The following is a 16,079-nucleotide window of genomic DNA, read 5'->3' on the forward strand; positions in this document are numbered from 1 at the left end:
TCCTTGCGAGGCTGGTGTGCGCGTACTCGGGCTGATGTCGGGGACCTCCCACGACGGGATCGACTGCGCGCTCGTCCGCTGGTCGCGGGACGGCGACCTGCTCACCGGTGTCGTGGAGCACACGGGCACGGTGCCGTACCCGCCTGAGCTGCGGGCCGCGATCGTCGCCGCGCTGCCGCCGAACCGCACGGACATGGGCGAGGTCTGCCGACTCGACACGCTCGTCGGCCGGGCGTTCGCCGAGGCGGCGGCGGCCTGCCCGGCCGCCGACCTCGTCTGCTCGCACGGGCAGACGCTGTACCACTGGGTGGAGGACGGGCGCGTGCGCGGGACGCTCCAGCTCGGGCAGCCCGCCTGGATCGCCGAACGGCTCGGCGTGCCGGTCGTGTCGGACCTGCGGGTGCGCGACGTGGCCGCCGGAGGGCAGGGCGCGCCGCTCGTGTCCGCCTTCGACCTGCCGTTGCTGTCCGCCTTGCCCGGGCGCGCGGGCGCTCTCAACCTCGGCGGCATCGCCAACCTCACGGTGTGCGAGCCCCCGCTCGCCTACGACACCGGCCCGGCCTCGGCGCTGACGGACGCGGCCGTACGCGCCGCCACCGGCATGCCGTACGACCAGGACGGCAGGCTGGCCGCGGCGGGGAAGGTCCACGAGGGCCTGCTGGCCGAGTTGCTCGCCGAGCCGTACTATCACCGGCCACCGCCCAAGACGACGGGCAAGGAACTGTTCCACGCGGGCTATCTGGACCGGATCGCCGGGCCGTACGCGCTGGGCCTGCCGGACCTGGTGGCGACGCTCACGGCGCTCACCGCCCAGACGGTCGCGGTGGAGATCCGGCGGCACGGGCTCGGCACGGTCGTCGTCTCCGGTGGCGGCGTGCGCAACCCGGCCCTGATGAGCGCGCTGCGTGAGCGGGCCGAAGGCGTGCGGCTGCTGCCGAGCGACGATCTCGGGGTGCCCTCGGACGCCAAGGAGGCCGTCGCCTTCTCCTACCTCGGCTGGCTGACCGCGCACGGCCTGCCCGGCACGGTGCCCGCGTGCACCGGCGCGGCAGGGCCGCGGGTGCTCGGCACGATCACCCCGGGCCGCGGGCCGCTGCGGCTGCCGGAACCGCTGAACCTGCCGCCCCGGAGCATCTCCATGGAAGGGCGAGGGGCGGCGCACCGCGCCTCGCCCTGATCCTGATGGCCTTCACCGGCTCAGCGCGCGGCCTGACCCCGATGTCGGACCAGCGACCGAACGCCGCCATGGCCGCCGTACCGCCGCCTCCGGCCGAAGACGCGGCGCTTGACCCTGACACCGTGTGAGGCACTGGAATCGGCCACACCATGTTCACCATCGGAGACTTCGCCAGGCACGGCCGGGTGTCGGTCCGCATGCTGCGCCACTACGACGCGATCGGGCTGCTGCGCCCGGCCCACGTCGATCCCGCGAGCGGCTACCGCTTCTACGAGGCGGGCGGGGCGCGCACAGGGTGGCCGTTCAGCGTCCGCTCGGTGTCGCCCGGCTGGACCAGCCCGCGGAAGACCTTCGGCCGGGTCGCGTTGTGCTCGGCGACCTCCTGGAAGATCCGCCGCCGGATGATCTCGCGCAGCGTGGTCCGCTCTTCGAAGATCTCGAGATGCCAGGCTTCACGCCGCTCGCCGGGCGTCGTCTCGTCGACGAAGCTCACTCTCACCATGGTCGCGGAGTGTAGGGATCACGCCCGACAATCCGGCGGCGTCTCAGAGCCAGCCGGGTTTGACCAGGCCGGACTCGTACGCGATGACGACCAGCTGGGCCCGGTCGCGGGCGTGGAGCTTGGTCATCGTGCGGCTCACGTGGGTCTTGGCCGTCGCGGGGGACATGTAGAGCCTGGCGGCGATCTCGTCGTTCGTCATGCCGGTGCCCACGAGCGCGAGCACCTCCCGCTCCCGTTCGGTGAGCGGGTCGAGGCTTGTCGCGATGCCGGGCTCCTTGGCGCGGGCGACGTACTCGGCGATGAGCCTGCGCGTCACGCCGGGGGACAGCAGGGCGTCGCCGGAGGCCACCACCCGCACGGCCTGGATCAGCTCGGCCGGCTCGGTGTCCTTGACCAGGAAGCCGCTCGCGCCGCCGCGCAGGGCCTCGAAGACGTACTCGTCCAGCTCGAACGTGGTGAGCATGACGATCTTCACGTCGGCGAGGGCGGGGTCGTCGCCGATGCGGCGGGTGGCCGTCAGGCCGTCGGTGCCGGGCATGCGGATGTCCATCAGCACCACGTCGGGGCGCAGGTCCCGGGTGAGCAGGACGGCCTGCTCGCCGTCGCCGGCCTCGCCCACGACGGTCATGCCCTCCTGCGCGTCGAGCAGGGCCCGGAACCCGGCCCGGACCAGTGCCTGGTCGTCGGCGAGCAGGACGCGTATCAATTCGGCTCCTTCTGGGTGGCGGACGGAGGTAAGGGGAGGCGCGCCTCGACGCGGAAGCCGCCGCCGGGCCGGGGGCCCGCCGTCAGCGATCCGCCGAGCGCCGCGGCCCGCTCGCGCATGCCGGGGATGCCGTTGCCGCTGCCGAGGCCCGTCTCGGCCCGCGCCGTTCCCGCGCCGTCGTCCTCGACCACCACGGTCAGCTCCTCCGGCGCGTAGGCCACGCGTACGGTCACCCGTGAGCCGGGCGCGTGCCGCGAGACGTTGGTCAGCGACTCCTGCACGATCCGGTAGCCGGCCCGGTCGATGCCGGCGGGCAGCGGGCGCGCCTGCCCGGTCACCTCCAGCGTGACCGGCAGCCCGCTGCGCTCGGCGAGGTCGGCCAGGTGGGCCATCCCGGCCGTGGGGGAGCGCGGCGCGCCATCCCTGAGCAGGCTGAGCACGCCGCGCATCTCGGTCAGCACGTCCTTGGACGCCTGCTTGATCGTGGTCAGCGCGGTGCGGGCCTGCTCGGGGTGGTCGTCCAGGATGTGCAGGGCGGTGGACGCCTGGACGTGGATCAGCGAGATGTTGTGGGCGAGCACGTCGTGCAGCTCCTGGGCCATGGTGAGACGTTCCTCGCTCGCCTGCCGCCTGGCCTCCTCCCGCTCCACCCGCTCGCGTTCGGCGAGGCGCTCACGGCGCATCCGGTGGAACTCCGCCACGGTGAGCGTGAGCAGCAGGTACGCCGCGACGGCGGTGTGGTGGAAGAGGCTCGCCCGGTGGGGGATGAACCACGTGGCGTAGACGACCACGAACAGGAAGAACGCCCCCGACGACAGCCACGCCGCACGGCGGTGCCCCGACAGCACCGCGTTGAAGATCACGATGATCGGGCTGAGGAACACCGGCCCGTACGCGTAGCCGAGCAGCATGTAGACCGAGGTCGAGGTGAGCGTGACGACCAGCACGGCGACCGGCGCCCGCCGGCGCAGCGCGATCGCGAGCGGCCCGACCAGCAGCAGCGCGTAGCCCCACCAGGTCAGCGGCACCCGCCCGAGGTCGGGGTTCCGCAGCTGCCAGTATTGGGCGCCCATCGTCAGGAACACCTGGACGACCCCGATGACGACCGGCAGAACGGGATCGATGCGGTGGTACATCGCGGAACGGGAACGCACATCCGCACGCTAGGCCATCGCCGCTGGTCACCGCATCCGCTGGAGGATGTACGGCCGACTGCTCCTCTCGTCGGAGCCGATTCGGGGTCGCGGTCAGGACCACGGAGACGGGCGTCCTGGAGAACGGCGCACTGAACGGCGTCCAAAAGCGGACAATCCCGCAGCGTTTCTGACTCTCGTGAGTCATGCTGGAGTGATCGCTCACGTGGTGGAGGTGCCGGGCATGAGGAGCGTCGTCGTCGCGTCGCTGGGACTGGTCACGTTCGCGGGCTTCCTCGCGCCGCCCGCCCACGCCGCGCCGGGGGGATCCGCGGCGGAGGTCAAGCGGCCGGTCGCGGAGGGGTACGGCGGGGCCGTGGCCACCGTGGACCTGGACGCCAGCAAGGCCGCCCTCTCGGTGCTGCGCCAGGGCGGCAACGCGATGGACGCGGCGGTGGCCGGCGCGGCGGCGCTGGGCGTGACCGAGCCCTACTCGGCCGGGCTGGCCGGGGGCGGCTTCATCGTCTACTACGACGCCCGCAGGCGGAAGGTGACCACGATCGACGGGCGGGAGACCGCCCCACGGGCGATGACCTCGACGGCGTTCGAGGGCATCCCGTTCGCGGAGGCCGTCACCAGCGGGCTGTCGGTCGGTGTCCCGGGCAGCGTCGCGCAGTGGGACATGGCACTGCGCAAGTACGGCACGATGTCGCTGCGGCAGGCGCTGCGTCCCGCGATCGAGATCGCCGAGAAGGGCTTCGCCGTCGACCAGACGTTCTACGACCAGACGCGGCAGAACGCCGACCGGTTCGCCGACTTCACCTCGACCGCGTCGCTCTACCTGCCGGGCGGGCAGCCGCCGCCGGTCGGATCGGTCTTCCGCAACCCCGACCTCGCGCGCACCTACCGTGAGCTGGGCATCCGCGGCCCGGCCTGGTTGTACGGCGGCGCGCTCGGCCAGGAGATCGTCGCCACGGTGAAGAAGCCGCCGGTGCGCGAGGGGGCCACCAGGAACGTCAGGACCGGGCTGATGGAGGTCTCCGATCTCAGGGCGTACCGGGCGCTCGAACGGCCGCCCACGAAGGTCACGTACAAGGGGCTCGACGTGTACGGCATGGCGCCGCCGTCGTCGGGCGGGTCGACGGTGGGGGAGGCGCTGAAGATCCTGGAGGCCCTGCCGAAGGTCGGCCTGCACGAATACCTGGAGGCGTCCCGGCTCGCCTTCGCCGACCGCAACGCCTACGTCGGCGACCCGGCGTATGTGGACGTGCCGCTGGGCCAGTTGCTCTCCGACGGGTTCGCCAAGGAGCGCGCCTGCCTGATCGGCCCGCGGGCGATGCCGCACCCGGCCGCGCCCGGGTCACCCGACGGCTCCTACTCCTCGTGCGCCTCCGCGACCCCGCCGGCGTCGGTCCCCGAGGAGAAGAAGGAGGGGCCGGAGACCACCCACCTCGTGGTGACCGACCGGTGGGGTGACGTGGCGGCCTACAACATCACGATCGAGCAGACCGGCGGCAGCGGGATCGTGGTGCCGGGCCGCGGCATCCTGCTCAACAACGAACTGACCGACTTCACCTTCGGCCCGGCGCCGGGCGACCCCAACCTGCCCGCTCCGGGCAAGCGCCCGAGGTCGTCCATGGCCCCCACCATCGTGCTCAAGGACGGCAGGCCGCTGCTCGCCGTCGGCTCGCCCGGCGGCGCGACGATCATCACGACCGTGCTGCAGATCCTGGTGAACCGGCTCGACCTCGGCATGTCGCTCCCGGATGCCGTGGCGGCGCCGCGCGCCTCGCAGCGCAACACCGTCGCCACCCAGGCCGAGCCGGCGTTCACCGAGCGGTACGGCGCGGAGCTGACCGCGCTCGGTCACACGCTGACGGACGTCCCCGGGCCGCCGGCGGGGGAGATCGGCGCGGCGACCGGCCTGGAGTTCCTCCGGAACGGCCATGTCCAGGCGGTCGCCGAGCCCGCGCGGCGCGGCGGCGGCAGCGCCCTCGTGCTCAGCCCGCGTCGCTGATCCGGTCGGCCCTGGTCGCCCGGGTCAGCTTCGGGCACCGATGAGCTCGTAGGCCTCCGGCTTCACCTTCCGCGTACGCGCCCAGTATTCGAAGGTGAAGCCGGGCCAGAGCGTGCGGTTCCTGCCGTGCTCGTCCAGGTACCAGCTCATGCAGCCGCCCTCGCTCCACACCAGCCGGTCGAGCCGCCGCCGCAGGCGGTCGTTGTAGGCCCGCTGCGCCGACGGCCGTACGTCCAGGGCCTTCGCCCTGGTCCTGGACAGCAGCCGCAGGCAGTCGACGACGTACCGGACCTGTGACTCGATCATGAAGACGACCGAGGTGTGCGCGAGGCCGGTGTTGGGGCCGAGCAGGAAGAACAGGTTGGGGAAGCCCGCGGTCGTGATCCCGTGGTAGGCCTCGACGCCGTCGCGCCACGCGTCCTGGATCTTGACGCCGTTCCTGCCGACGATCCGCTGCTCGTTGAGGGAGTCGACCACCCGGAAGCCGGTGCCGTACACGATCACGTCGACCTCGTGCTCGCGCCCCGCGGCGTCCACGACCGACCGCTCCCTGATCTCCGTGATCGGGTCGGTGACCAGCTCGACGTTGTCCCTGGTCAGCGCGGGATAGTAGTCGTTGGACAGCAGGATGCGCTTGCAGCCGATGGTGTAGTCGGGCGTCAGCTTCGCGCGCAGTCCGGGGTCGGGGACCTGCCGGGCCAGATGCCGCTCGGCCATGCGCCGGTGGACCTTCATCAGCCGGGGGTCGATCGTGAAACCCACGGCCCGGGTCTCCAGCAGCCAGTAGACGGCGTCGCGCAGCAGGCGGGCCGCGCCGGGCGTCTCCATGGCCCGCTTCAGCCGCCCGTCCATCGGCAGGTCAGGCCTCGGCTGGATCCATGGAGGGGTGCGCTGGAAGACGGTGAGCCGGCTCGCCCGCTCGGCGACGACCGGGACGAACTGGACCGCCGACGCGCCGGTGCCGATGACCGCGACGCGCCTGCCGTCCAGGTCGGCGGAGTGGTCCCACCGGGCGGAGTGGAACGCCGTACCGGTGAAGCGCTCACGGCCGGGGATCTCGGGGAACGACGGCACGTGCAGGGCGCCGACGCCGGACACGAGGGCGTGGGTCTCGAACGTCTCCCCGTCGCCGGTCGACACCCGCCACAGGGCCCGCTCGTCGTCGTACTCCAGCCCGCAGACCTCCGTGCGGAACCGCAGGTGGGGCTCCAGACCGTACTTCCGGGCACAGGCCCGCAGGTAGTCCCAGATCTCCTCCTGCGGGGAGAACAGCCGCGACCAGCCGGGGTTGAGTTCGAACGAGAAGGAGTACAGCGGCGAGGGGACGTCGCAGGCGCAGCCGGGATAGGTGTTGTCCCGCCAGGTGCCGCCGAGATCGCCGGCCTTCTCCAGGATCACGAAGTCGTGGTAGCCGGCTTCCTTGAGCTTGATGGCCATGCACAGCCCGGCGAACCCGGAACCGATGATCGTGACACCCGGACTGGGCATGCGTCCTCCCCGTCCTATTGGAAGCTTGGTCCAATATATTCGTGCGGGTGGGGCCGGGTCCAGGGGCCGCTGCGTACGTCCGGAGCCGCCGGGGAGTGCCCACGGCGGCCGTCGTGCACGTTGGCGGCACTCCGTCACTGTATGTCGTGCCAGTGGGGCTGAGAACGCTCGATCTCCGCGGGTTCGGGGGCCGGACCGGCCCCGGGACCTGGGGTGACGTAGAGATCCACGACGTCGGAGCTGTGCATGCGGGAACCGGAGACGACCCAGTCGTCCCCAACCCTGTCGGCGGGTACGGGCTCGTCGGCGAAGCCGCCATCGGGGTAGGTCCACACCAAGCGGTATCCAACCCCGAGGCCGCGCCTAATTAGTTCGGCGCGGGAAGCGGCGACCGTCCTGCCTCGGAAGGAATAGTCGCTCAAGGCCTCCTCACCCGCCGGATCGAAGGCGTCGACCTCGGCGTACGGCTCGCCCGGCCCGGCGGCGCGGCCCACGCCGAAGACCACCCGGCCGGGGAAGTCCGTCGGCATCCAGACCGTGCCGCAGAACGCGGAGGCGCAGGGCGTCGTACGCCGTATCCCCATGGTGCCGTGCCGCCGGAAGCCCTCGGGCACCACCGGGCCGAACAGCACGCCCACCTCGTCGGGCGGCACGGGGATCATCACCACCCTGACGTCCAGCCCCACCGCGCGGAAGGCGTCCTCGAACCGCCGCCGGTCGGCGGTGGGGTCGAGGACGGTCACGCTGAAGGCACCGCCGGTTCTCTCGACGGACATGGCAGCGTTGGCGTACCGGGTGAGCGGGCCGCCCGCGGGCAGGCCGACGCCGATCGCGGCCGCCGCGGCCAGGGCCGCCGTCGCCGCGACCACAGTGGTCACACGTCTCCGCCGCTTCGATGGGAGAACGCGTTTCCACAGCGGTGGCTGTTCCGGCGCGGTGGCCACGATCTCGCCGAGCAGTTCGCGGACTCCCCGGCTCACCACGGGCTCGGCGGCAGCGGCGGCCGGGTCGATGGCGGCCACGATGCGGTCGACCCTGTTCATCGGCTCTCCTCCCTCAGTGCGGTCGTCGTCCGGAACTCGCCGGCGGCGCCAAGCAGCCGGGCCAGCCGTTTGCGGGCCCGATGCAGGCGCAGCCGGGCGGCGGCGCCGCTGCAGCCGAGCACCTTGGCGATCTGCGGCCCGGACAGCCCCTCCCAGCAGGCAAGGGCGAGCACCTCCCGGTCGCCGGGCGCGAGGGCGGTGAAGGCGTCGCGTACGGTGTCCACCCGGGGGTCGGGGGCCGTCACCGGCGGCGCGGCGGACAGTTCGTCGCGCAGCCGTGCGGCGAGGGCGGTGCGACGGGACTGCCCCCGCCGGTGGTTGGCGAGGACGCGCCGTGCTGTGGCGTACAGCCACAGCACGGCCCCCTCCCCGTCGGGGACGTCATCGAGCCGCCGCCAGGCGATGAGGAACGTCTCCGCGATCACGTCGGCGACGTCGTCGGCCGAGTCGGTACGCCGCAGGGCGTAGCGGTACACAGGCGGATAACAGGCGAGATAGAGCGCCTCGAAACGATCTCGCGCGCCGGGGGGCACGCGTTGATCCTGCACGGGTGTCTCCTAACCGAAGAGGTGCTGGACACCTCGGAAAGGTGTCCGGCACCGCCGCGGGTGTTACACCCTGTGCCAGGGCCGGTCAGCGTCGGAACCGGTCAGCGCCGCGAGCCGTCAGCGGGCATGACAAAGCCGCCGACGGGCGCGGTCGTCGGCGGCTGGCACAGGTATGTCAGCGGACCAGGAGGTACGCCACCACGGCGAGGATCACGACGAGCGCCGCACCGACGGCGATCCAAACCGGCAGGCGGGACGGCTGCTCACGGGTAGCCTCCGTGTCCTGCTGCTGCGCGAACGCCCGGAAAGCCTGCGTGTTTCCGGCCGGGTCGATCTGAGGGTCGGACATGAGCATGACTCTAGCGACACATGGTGCGCCCTGGCTGTGATTTGTCGGATTTTGCCCTCTCCTGGCGATGGCTTGGGGAGGGCGTGAAACGGCGGCCCGCATCCGGGACACCGGCGCGAATACCGGACCGGTGTGGGCGGCGGATAGCGTTGTATCCATGTTCCGCACCCTCCTGGCTCCCCGGCTGGTGGCCCTGCACCTGCTGGTCATCGGGGTGCTCGTGTCCTTCACCTTCCTCGGCCGCTGGCAACTCGGCGTCTTCGAGGCGTCGGGCGCCCCACGGCGGGCCCCCGATCCCCCGCCCGTGGCCGTCACCGAGCTGACCCAGGTCGGACAGCATGTCAGCGGTGGCGCGATCAGCCGCAGGGTGACCGCCACGGGGACCTACGACGCCGCGAACCAGCTGCTGGTGGCCGACCGGGTCGCCGACGTCGCCGCCCCCGGCGGCAGGGCGGCCAAGGGGAGCGGATTCTGGCTGCTCACCCCGCTGCGGCTCGCGGACGGCACGGTCGTCCCCGTCGTACGCGGCTGGGTTCCCACGGTTGCCGATCCCGCCGCGGCCGTGCCCGCGGGCACCGTGACCGTGACCGGGCGGCTGCGGCCGGCCGAGCAGACCGACGACGTGATGCGCAGCGGCAACCTGCCACGCGGCCAGGTGGCGACGGTGTCGACGGCGGAGCTCATCAACCTGTGGCCGGACGCCCGGGTGCGGGACGGGTTCGTCGTCGCGACCGCCCAGGAGCCGCCGTCGCGCGCCACGCCCGTGGCCGTGTCTGCGCCGACCGAAGGCGGCGGCTTCACCTGGCGCAACCTGGCCTACGCCCTCCAGTGGTGGATCTTCGCGCTGTTCGCCGTGTACATGTGGTTCCACTTCGTACGCGACGCCCTGCGCGGGCGGCGGGAGCACGAGCGGGAGGAGCCGCAGCCGGCCGAGCCCGCCGCGCCCGTGGATGCCTGATCGGCCCTGAGGCCGGGACCACCGGGTGGCACGGATATCGTGTGGTGACCGTTTCCCCAGCAGAGGTAATGATCGACGTGGAATCCGCGCTCAACTTCTACCGCGTCATGGCGTACATCGTCGGCGTGATGCTGCTCGTGCTGTGTGCCGCGATGGTCGTCAAATATGGCTTCGACAACGGCACGATGGTCGCGGTCGTCGGGCCGATCCACGGCTTCCTGTACATGGTCTATCTGGTGGCCGCGATCAACCTGGGCCTGATCAAGGCCCGCTGGTCGGTCGGCTACCTGCTGCTGGTGCTCATCGCGGGCACGATCCCGTTCCTGTCCTTCGTCCTGGAGCGGAGCGTCACCGAGCGGGTTCGCAGGAGGATCGCCACCGCGTCCTGAGATCGCGAAGCGACACCGGCCGGGCGCCGCGAGGGCGGCCCGGCCGGTGTCGCTTCGTCTCTGTCGGGGCTCAGCGGCCGATCTGGCGGCGGCGGATGCGGCGCAGCCGCGCCCGCTGCGACTCGTCCAGCATGAAGTAGGCGACGATCGGCGCCCCCAGCGCGCCGATCGCGATCAGCCAGGCCAGGAGCGTCGGCACCGGAAGGATGAAGACCAGCACGGCCACCACCGCCGCGCCCACGTAGTACTTGCCCAGTGGCGACATCGTCAGGCCTTTCGTGTCGGGTCCCGCGCGGGGCGTCGTCCCGCGTCGCCTGGGAGAACGTCCGGCGTCCTGTCGGAGTTCCGCGAACGCCCGCGGGTGGACGGCTCCTCCGCGTCGCGGCGCCGCGGCGGCGGGGACGAGTGATCGCCCCCGGCCGGCTCCGCGGCGCCGCGGCACGCTTCCCGGTCTCCGATGTGGGCCGCGCTCCCGATGGCGACGGGACGGATCCCGGCCTCGCCGGCTCCGCCACCACCCCGTACGGCGGCCCGTCCGGAGACTCAGCCTTCGCCGGACTCCGACTTGCCCATCGCCTTGCGGATCAGGTCACGGGCGCGATCCATGATCGCGACCGGCGTCCCCAGCAGGATGTTCGCCGTCGCCGACTCGACCCCGGGGTGCGGGTGCGTGGGAGCCATCGCCTCGGCTGCCTTGACACCCACGGCCATCGCCTTGCGCTCGGCCTCGGACGTGCTCGCCTTGAGTTCGGAGAACTCGTAGCGCTCCTCGGCGGCGGCGTGGGCGAACACGGCGGCCCGCAGCCTCTCCAGCTCCTGGGAGAACTCCGCCGTCGTCACGTCCATGTCGTCGAGGCGGCTGAGCATCTCCTTGGCCTCTTCCTCCTCCTGCAGGCGGTTGTCCACGATCGCGTCTCCGCCGACCAGCTTGCGCCGCGCGTAGGGGTGGACGATCTCCTCCTCCGCCGTCTCGTGAACGGCGAGCAGGCGGACGAGGCGGCTGAAGGCCTCCTTGCGCTGCTCCCCCTGGCTCCTGTCGACCTCGTCGAACAGCTCCCGGATGAGAACGTGCTGCTGCGTCAGGAGATCGATCACATCGTTCTCCCGCATGGTCTCCGGCCTTGACTGGCGGTCCATTAGCGCCTCCTTCCTGGTCATATCGGGGCTACCCGTAACCGGGGAGCGAAACCCCTGACCTGCGGATTCGGCGGGCGGAGGCGGTGCCACGGCCCGGAGATCCCCGTGCGGGACGGGCACGGCCGGCGTGGGCGGCGGCCTTTCCCGGTGCACGGGATCTGCACATTTCCGGACGACGGCTCTGCACAGAGGGCATCTACGCTTCCGTGCATGGCTACCCCTCAGCAACGTCGCGTCCTCGTGGTCGAGGACGACGACACCATCGCGAACGCCGTACGGCTCCGGCTCGTGGCGGAGGGCTTCGACGTACGCGTCGCGAGCGACGGCGAGGGGGCGCTGGCGGCCTACGCGAAGGCGGAGCCCGACGTCGTCGTCCTCGACCGGCTGCTGCCAGGCCTGGACGGGCTCGAGGTGTGCCGCAGGATGCAGGCCGCCAGGCCGGTGCCGGTGCTCATGCTCACCGCCCTCGGCGAGGAGACGGATGTGCTGGTCGGCCTGGGCGTGGGGGCCGACGACTACATCACCAAGCCGTTCAGCATGCGGGAACTCGTCGCGAGGATCCACGCGCTGCTGCGGCGTGTCGAGCGGGCCAGCCTGCTGGCCCACGAGGACACGGTGATCCGGGTCGGCGACGTCGAGATCAACACCGCCGAGCGACGCGTGTTCGTCCGCGGGGCCGAGGCCCAGCTCACCCGCACCGAGTTCGACCTGCTGCGGCGTCTCGCCGAGCGGCCCGGCCAGGTCTTCGAGCGCGAACGGCTGCTGTCGGACATCTGGGGCTTCTCCGAGGCCGCCGCGACCCGGACCGTGGACAGCCACGTCCGCGCGCTGCGCCGCAAGCTCGGCCCGGAGGTCGTCCGTACCGTCCATGGCGTGGGATACGCGCTCGTCCGCTCATGACGCTTCGTTAGGGAGAGCCAGGCGTTGAGGCCGCTCGACTTCCTCGGCCGGATCAAGGTCAAGCTCGGCATCGTGATCGTGCTCGCCGTGGTCACGGCGTTCGTCGTCAACGAGGTCGGCATCGCCTCCGGCCTGTCCCGGGACCTCAGGATCGCGATCGCCGTCGTGCTCGCACTGATCATGGTGCAGCTCCTCGCCCGCGGCATGATCCGGCCGCTGCGCGAGATGGCCGCCGCCGCGCAGACGATCGCCAAGGGCCGGTATGGCCTGCGCGTGAGCGCGACGTCCAGGGACGAGGTGGGGGAGCTGGCCCGGGCCTTCAACGCCATGGCGGCCGACCTCGCCGAGGTCGATCGCCAACGGCGCGAGCTGGTGGCCAACGTCAGCCACGAGCTGCGCACACCGATCACCGGTCTGCAGGCCGTGCTGGAGAACGTCGTGGACGGCGTCACGCCGCCCGACCTCGACACTCTGGGCACGGCCCTCGCCCAGACGCAGCGGCTCGGCCGCCTGGTGGCCCAGCTCCTCGACCTGTCGCGGCTCGACTCGGGGGCGCGGCTGATCGAGCCGGAGGAGCTGGACCTGGCCTCGTTGTGCCGTCAGGCCGTCTCCGAGGCGACCCTCGCGCGTGACGACGTCACGGTGGTGAGCGCGGTCGCGCCGGGGACGGTACTGTCCGCCGACGCGGCCCTGCTCGCCCAGGTGCTGGCCAACCTGCTCGACAACGCCGTACGGCACAGCCCGTCCGGCGGCACGGTCCGGGTGGAGGCGAGGCCCGCCGGGCCCAATCTGGAGATCAGCGTGACCGACGAGGGCCCCGGCATCCCGCCGGCGGAGCGGGCCCGGGTGTTCGAGCGCTTCTCGCGGCTCGACGCGGGACGGGCCGCCGACGCGGGCGGGGCCGGGCTCGGGCTCGCCATCGCCAAGGAGATCGTCGAGTTGCACGGCGGATCGATCTCGGTGGCGGACCCGGCGCCGGGGTGTCGGATGGTCGTCGCGCTGCCGCGCCACGGGGAGCCGGCGGCGGCGGAGAGCGTGGACGGACCCGTCCACGCCCACGAACGAAGGGGAGACATGGAAGTCCAGAAGGCGGGCGCGAGCCGCAGCACCGGTCGGCCCGGCGGGAAGGGCTTACCCGGGGACGACGGCGGTGACCTGACGGGGGGCGCCCTTCTCGCGGCCGGGGGGCCGGGGGAGACCGGGGACACGGTCGTTCCGCCGAGCGGGGGAGCGGAGCAGCGGCACGCGCGCCGTGTGCTGAACGAGAACGCGCTGGACGAGAAGGCGCTGGACGAGAACGCTCGGGACGAGAACGCGCGGGATGAGGGCGTGCGGGCTGAGGGCGCGCTGGACGAGGGCGCCCGGCCGTCCTCGCCCGGGACCCCGGACGGCGGCGAGCGACCCGAGGGCCGCCAGGGGGAGGGATCGGAGCCCATCCATGAGGTCCCGGCACCGTCCCGGCGGACCGAGATCGCGGAGACCGGTGCCCCCCGGGCCGGGGACCACGGCCGCTCTTCGGACGGCACCGGTGCCGTCGGCGACGGCGAGGACCGGGAGGACTCCCGGCGGCCGGACCTCGTCCAGGCACGAGCGGACCACCCGTACGCGGTTCCGCACGCCGGCGGAACCGGCCCGCGGGTGCTCGCGCCGCACCCGCACGTCGTCTACGACCGTGCCGGGCACCTGGCGCGGGCGGCGCTGGGGGCGGGCGTCGGCATGTTCGCCGGATTCCTCACCGGACTGATCGGCCCGATCTTCCTCGGCCTCGGCGGCGACCTGGGCGTCGTACCGCTGATGCTGTTCACCACCCTCGGGACGATCGTGGGAGCGGTGCGCGGCTCGTCGTCGGCCCACCGAGCCGCGGCGGCGGGCGCGCCGCCGTCGCCCTGGTACGCCCCCGAGCCGGCACCCGCGCCGGTCGCGCGAGTGCCCCAGGTCTCCGCCGAGGCCGCGTCGGAGCCGGTCGCGGCCAATTCAAGCAACGGGCCGGGGCCGCACCCCGGGCCGCACACAGGGTCCCCCGCCTCGCCCGGCTCCGCCATGGAAGCGTCCGGCTCCGCGACGGGGGTCGCCGTCCAGGGGGCGCACGTTTCGCCGCCGCCCCCGATGGCCGGCGCCCCCGCGGAGCACCCGGCGGGCCCGCGGGCCCAGGGACACGCGGAGCAGCGGCCGGTCTCCCCGGAGCCGCCCGTGCCCGATCCGCAGGGGCCGGGGCGATACCCGCCGCCTCCCGCGTACGTGCCGCCGCCGCTGTTCCCCCGGCCGGAACTGCCGGACGCGCCCCGGTGGCTGCTGCCGGCCGCCGCGGCGGCCGGTCTGGTCGCCGCTGTCGCCCTGCCGTACGCGTCGGCCGGGCTGGGCCTCGTGCTGACGGCGGTCGCGATGGGCGCGGCGGCGTTCCCGGCGGTTCTGCCGCTCCGGCGTGGCCGGGTCACGCCGTGGACGGTGGCCTTCGGCCTCCTGGCGTACGCGCTGGTCTCCGTGGCGCTCTTCCGCGACGCCGACTGGCTGGTCGGGCCGGTGCTGCTGGCCGCGTTCGGAGTCGGGTCCCTCGCGTTGTCGGGCGGCGGGCGGGGCTGGGTCGCGGTGATCAGGGGAGGGATCTCGGTCGCGTTCGCGGTGCTGCCGGTGCCGTGGTTCCTGGCCGGGCCGCTCAGGACCCTGGCGCGGCGGCGCCGGATGCTGCCCACGCTGGTCAGCGCCGCCGTGACCGTCGTCCTGCTGGCCGTCTTCGGCCTGCTGTTCTCCTCCGCCGACGCCGTCTTCTCCGCCTTCCTCCGCGACCTGCTGCGGACGCCGGAATGGGCGCAGAGCCTGCCGTTCCGGGTCTTCGTGTTCTGCGTGTTCGCCGTGCTGGCCGGGGCGGCGGTGCTGGTGGGCCTGCGCCCGGTGGCCGAGCCCACCACGCCCGACCTGCGGATGTCTCTCGGCCGACAGGTGTGGGTGATCCCGCTGCTCGGGCTGAACCTGCTGTTCGCGGCGTTCGTGACCGTGCAGATCACGGTGTTGTTCGGCGGGAGCCGCAGGGTGCTGACGACGGCGGGGCTCACCTACGCGCAGTACGCGAGATCGGGCTTCTTCGAACTCGTCACGGTCAGCGTCTTCGTGCTCGGCGTCGTGGCGGCCGCGGTCGCCCTGCTGCGCCGCGAGAGCCGGGCCGACCGCTGGCTGCTCGCCGTGCTGCTCGGCCTGCTGTGCGCGTTCACGCTGGTCATCCTCGCCTCGGCGCTGCACCGTCTCGGCCTCTACACCGACGCGTACGGCCTCTCGCGGCTGCGGGCCTCGGTGGAGGCGACGATCTGGTGGCTCGGCGCGGTGTTCGTGCTGGTGCTGGCGACGGGAGCGGTGCGCCTGTCCGGCGGCGGCACGTCCTGGTTCTTCCGTGCCCTCGTGCTGCTCACCGGGGTGTCGCTGCTGGCGTTCGCGGTGTGGGACCCCGACGCGCGGGTGGCCGAGACCCAGCTGACGGTCCGGGGCGTGGAGCGGCTCGACCACGGCTACCTGAGCGAGCTGGGGGCCGAGGCCGTACCGGTCCTGGACCGCCTGCCCGAGCCGGACCGCAGCTGCGTGCTGAGTGACGTGGTGGCCGTCAACGACCTCTACAAGCCGGACCCCTGGAACGGCTGGAACCTCGCCCGCGCCCGCGCCCGCGAGGTGCTGGAGCGGCGGCCCGTCCTGAAAGGCGGCGACTGCCCCGGCTCCTCGCGTGTGCCCGGCCTGTACGACTGATTC

At 72.7% G+C, this 16,079-nt stretch carries 15 protein-coding genes and 1 pseudogene; 7 read left to right on the plus strand and 9 right to left on the minus strand.

Annotated features, from left to right (window positions below; translation table 11 throughout):
* The first annotated feature begins 16 nt into the window (after positions 1-16).
* Complete coding sequence (locus tag ABZ857_RS33045) at positions 17-1,177, plus strand: anhydro-N-acetylmuramic acid kinase (protein WP_357050960.1); 1,161 nt, start codon at positions 17-19, stop codon at positions 1,175-1,177.
* A gap of 149 nt (positions 1,178-1,326) precedes the next feature.
* Positions 1,327-1,455 (plus strand): annotated as a pseudogene (locus tag ABZ857_RS33050) (MerR family DNA-binding transcriptional regulator); the annotation flags it as partial.
* On the opposite strand, the gene ABZ857_RS33055 reads toward ABZ857_RS33050, so the two are convergent.
* From ABZ857_RS33055 to ABZ857_RS33065, 3 genes are read right to left on the minus strand one after another with little or no spacing between them, the layout of a single operon-like run.
* A complete protein-coding gene (locus ABZ857_RS33055; protein ID WP_357050962.1) occupies positions 1,446-1,679 on the minus strand; it encodes a hypothetical protein in 234 nt (77 codons plus the stop codon). The pseudogene ABZ857_RS33050 and the gene ABZ857_RS33055 sit on opposite strands and share 10 nt — an antisense overlap.
* 43 nt (positions 1,680-1,722) lie before the next feature.
* Positions 1,723-2,385, minus strand: a complete 663-nt coding sequence (locus tag ABZ857_RS33060) for a response regulator transcription factor (protein ID WP_357050965.1) — start codon at positions 2,383-2,385, stop codon at positions 1,723-1,725.
* Positions 2,382-3,539 carry a sensor histidine kinase gene (locus tag ABZ857_RS33065; RefSeq protein WP_357050968.1) on the minus strand — a complete coding sequence of 386 codons (1,158 nt, stop codon included), beginning with the start codon at positions 3,537-3,539 and terminating at the stop codon, positions 2,382-2,384. Before ABZ857_RS33065 ends, ABZ857_RS33060 begins: the two co-directional genes overlap by 4 nt.
* A 223-nt stretch (positions 3,540-3,762) precedes the next feature.
* Here ABZ857_RS33065 and ggt point away from each other — a divergent pair, with 223 nt between their 5' ends.
* Positions 3,763-5,535, plus strand: coding sequence for a gamma-glutamyltransferase (ggt, locus tag ABZ857_RS33070; RefSeq protein WP_357050971.1), 1,773 nt, complete (start codon positions 3,763-3,765; stop codon positions 5,533-5,535).
* A gap of 24 nt (positions 5,536-5,559) precedes the next feature.
* Here ggt and ABZ857_RS33075 read toward each other — a convergent pair whose 3' ends face one another.
* The 4 genes from ABZ857_RS33075 to ABZ857_RS33090 all read right to left on the minus strand — a co-directional run bounded on the left by ABZ857_RS33075 (position 5,560) and on the right by ABZ857_RS33090 (position 8,963).
* A complete protein-coding gene (locus ABZ857_RS33075) occupies positions 5,560-7,023 on the minus strand; it encodes an NAD(P)/FAD-dependent oxidoreductase (RefSeq protein ID WP_357050974.1) in 1,464 nt (487 codons plus the stop codon).
* Positions 7,024-7,157: 134 nt separating this feature from the next.
* Complete coding sequence (locus ABZ857_RS33080; RefSeq protein WP_357050977.1) at positions 7,158-8,066, minus strand: hypothetical protein; 909 nt, start codon at positions 8,064-8,066, stop codon at positions 7,158-7,160.
* A complete protein-coding gene (locus ABZ857_RS33085; RefSeq protein ID WP_357050980.1) occupies positions 8,063-8,614 on the minus strand; it encodes an RNA polymerase sigma factor in 552 nt (183 codons plus the stop codon). Before ABZ857_RS33085 ends, ABZ857_RS33080 begins: the two co-directional genes overlap by 4 nt.
* A 175-nt stretch (positions 8,615-8,789) precedes the next feature.
* Positions 8,790-8,963 (minus strand): hypothetical protein, encoded by a 174-nt coding sequence (locus tag ABZ857_RS33090; RefSeq protein WP_357050983.1) that lies wholly within the window; start codon positions 8,961-8,963, stop codon positions 8,790-8,792.
* A 157-nt stretch (positions 8,964-9,120) separates the two neighbouring features.
* Here ABZ857_RS33090 and ABZ857_RS33095 point away from each other — a divergent pair, with 157 nt between their 5' ends.
* Complete coding sequence (locus ABZ857_RS33095) at positions 9,121-9,921, plus strand: SURF1 family protein (protein ID WP_357050986.1); 801 nt, start codon at positions 9,121-9,123, stop codon at positions 9,919-9,921.
* A 68-nt stretch (positions 9,922-9,989) separates the two neighbouring features.
* Positions 9,990-10,310, plus strand: a complete 321-nt coding sequence (locus ABZ857_RS33100) for a DUF3817 domain-containing protein (protein WP_179155439.1) — start codon at positions 9,990-9,992, stop codon at positions 10,308-10,310.
* 70 nt (positions 10,311-10,380) lie between these two features.
* On the opposite strand, the gene ABZ857_RS33105 is transcribed toward ABZ857_RS33100, so the two are convergent.
* Positions 10,381-10,575 (minus strand): hypothetical protein, encoded by a 195-nt coding sequence (locus ABZ857_RS33105; RefSeq protein WP_189180090.1) that lies wholly within the window; start codon positions 10,573-10,575, stop codon positions 10,381-10,383.
* A 278-nt stretch (positions 10,576-10,853) separates the two neighbouring features.
* Entirely contained in the window at positions 10,854-11,447 is a 594-nt protein-coding gene (locus ABZ857_RS33110) for a hemerythrin domain-containing protein (RefSeq protein WP_357050990.1), read from the minus strand.
* Positions 11,448-11,657: 210 nt separating this feature from the next.
* Between ABZ857_RS33110 and ABZ857_RS33115 the strand changes: the two genes are divergently transcribed.
* Both ABZ857_RS33115 and ABZ857_RS33120 read left to right on the plus strand, forming a co-directional pair.
* A complete protein-coding gene (locus ABZ857_RS33115) occupies positions 11,658-12,347 on the plus strand; it encodes a response regulator transcription factor (RefSeq protein ID WP_079319272.1) in 690 nt (229 codons plus the stop codon).
* Positions 12,348-12,371: 24 nt separating this feature from the next.
* Positions 12,372-16,076 (plus strand): DUF4153 domain-containing protein, encoded by a 3,705-nt coding sequence (locus tag ABZ857_RS33120; RefSeq protein WP_357050993.1) that lies wholly within the window; start codon positions 12,372-12,374, stop codon positions 16,074-16,076.
* The last annotated feature ends 3 nt before the right edge of the window (positions 16,077-16,079 follow it).

It is taken from the genome of Microbispora sp. NPDC046933 (genome assembly GCF_040644635.1).
Taxonomy (GTDB): Bacteria; Actinomycetota; Actinomycetes; order Streptosporangiales; family Streptosporangiaceae; genus Microbispora.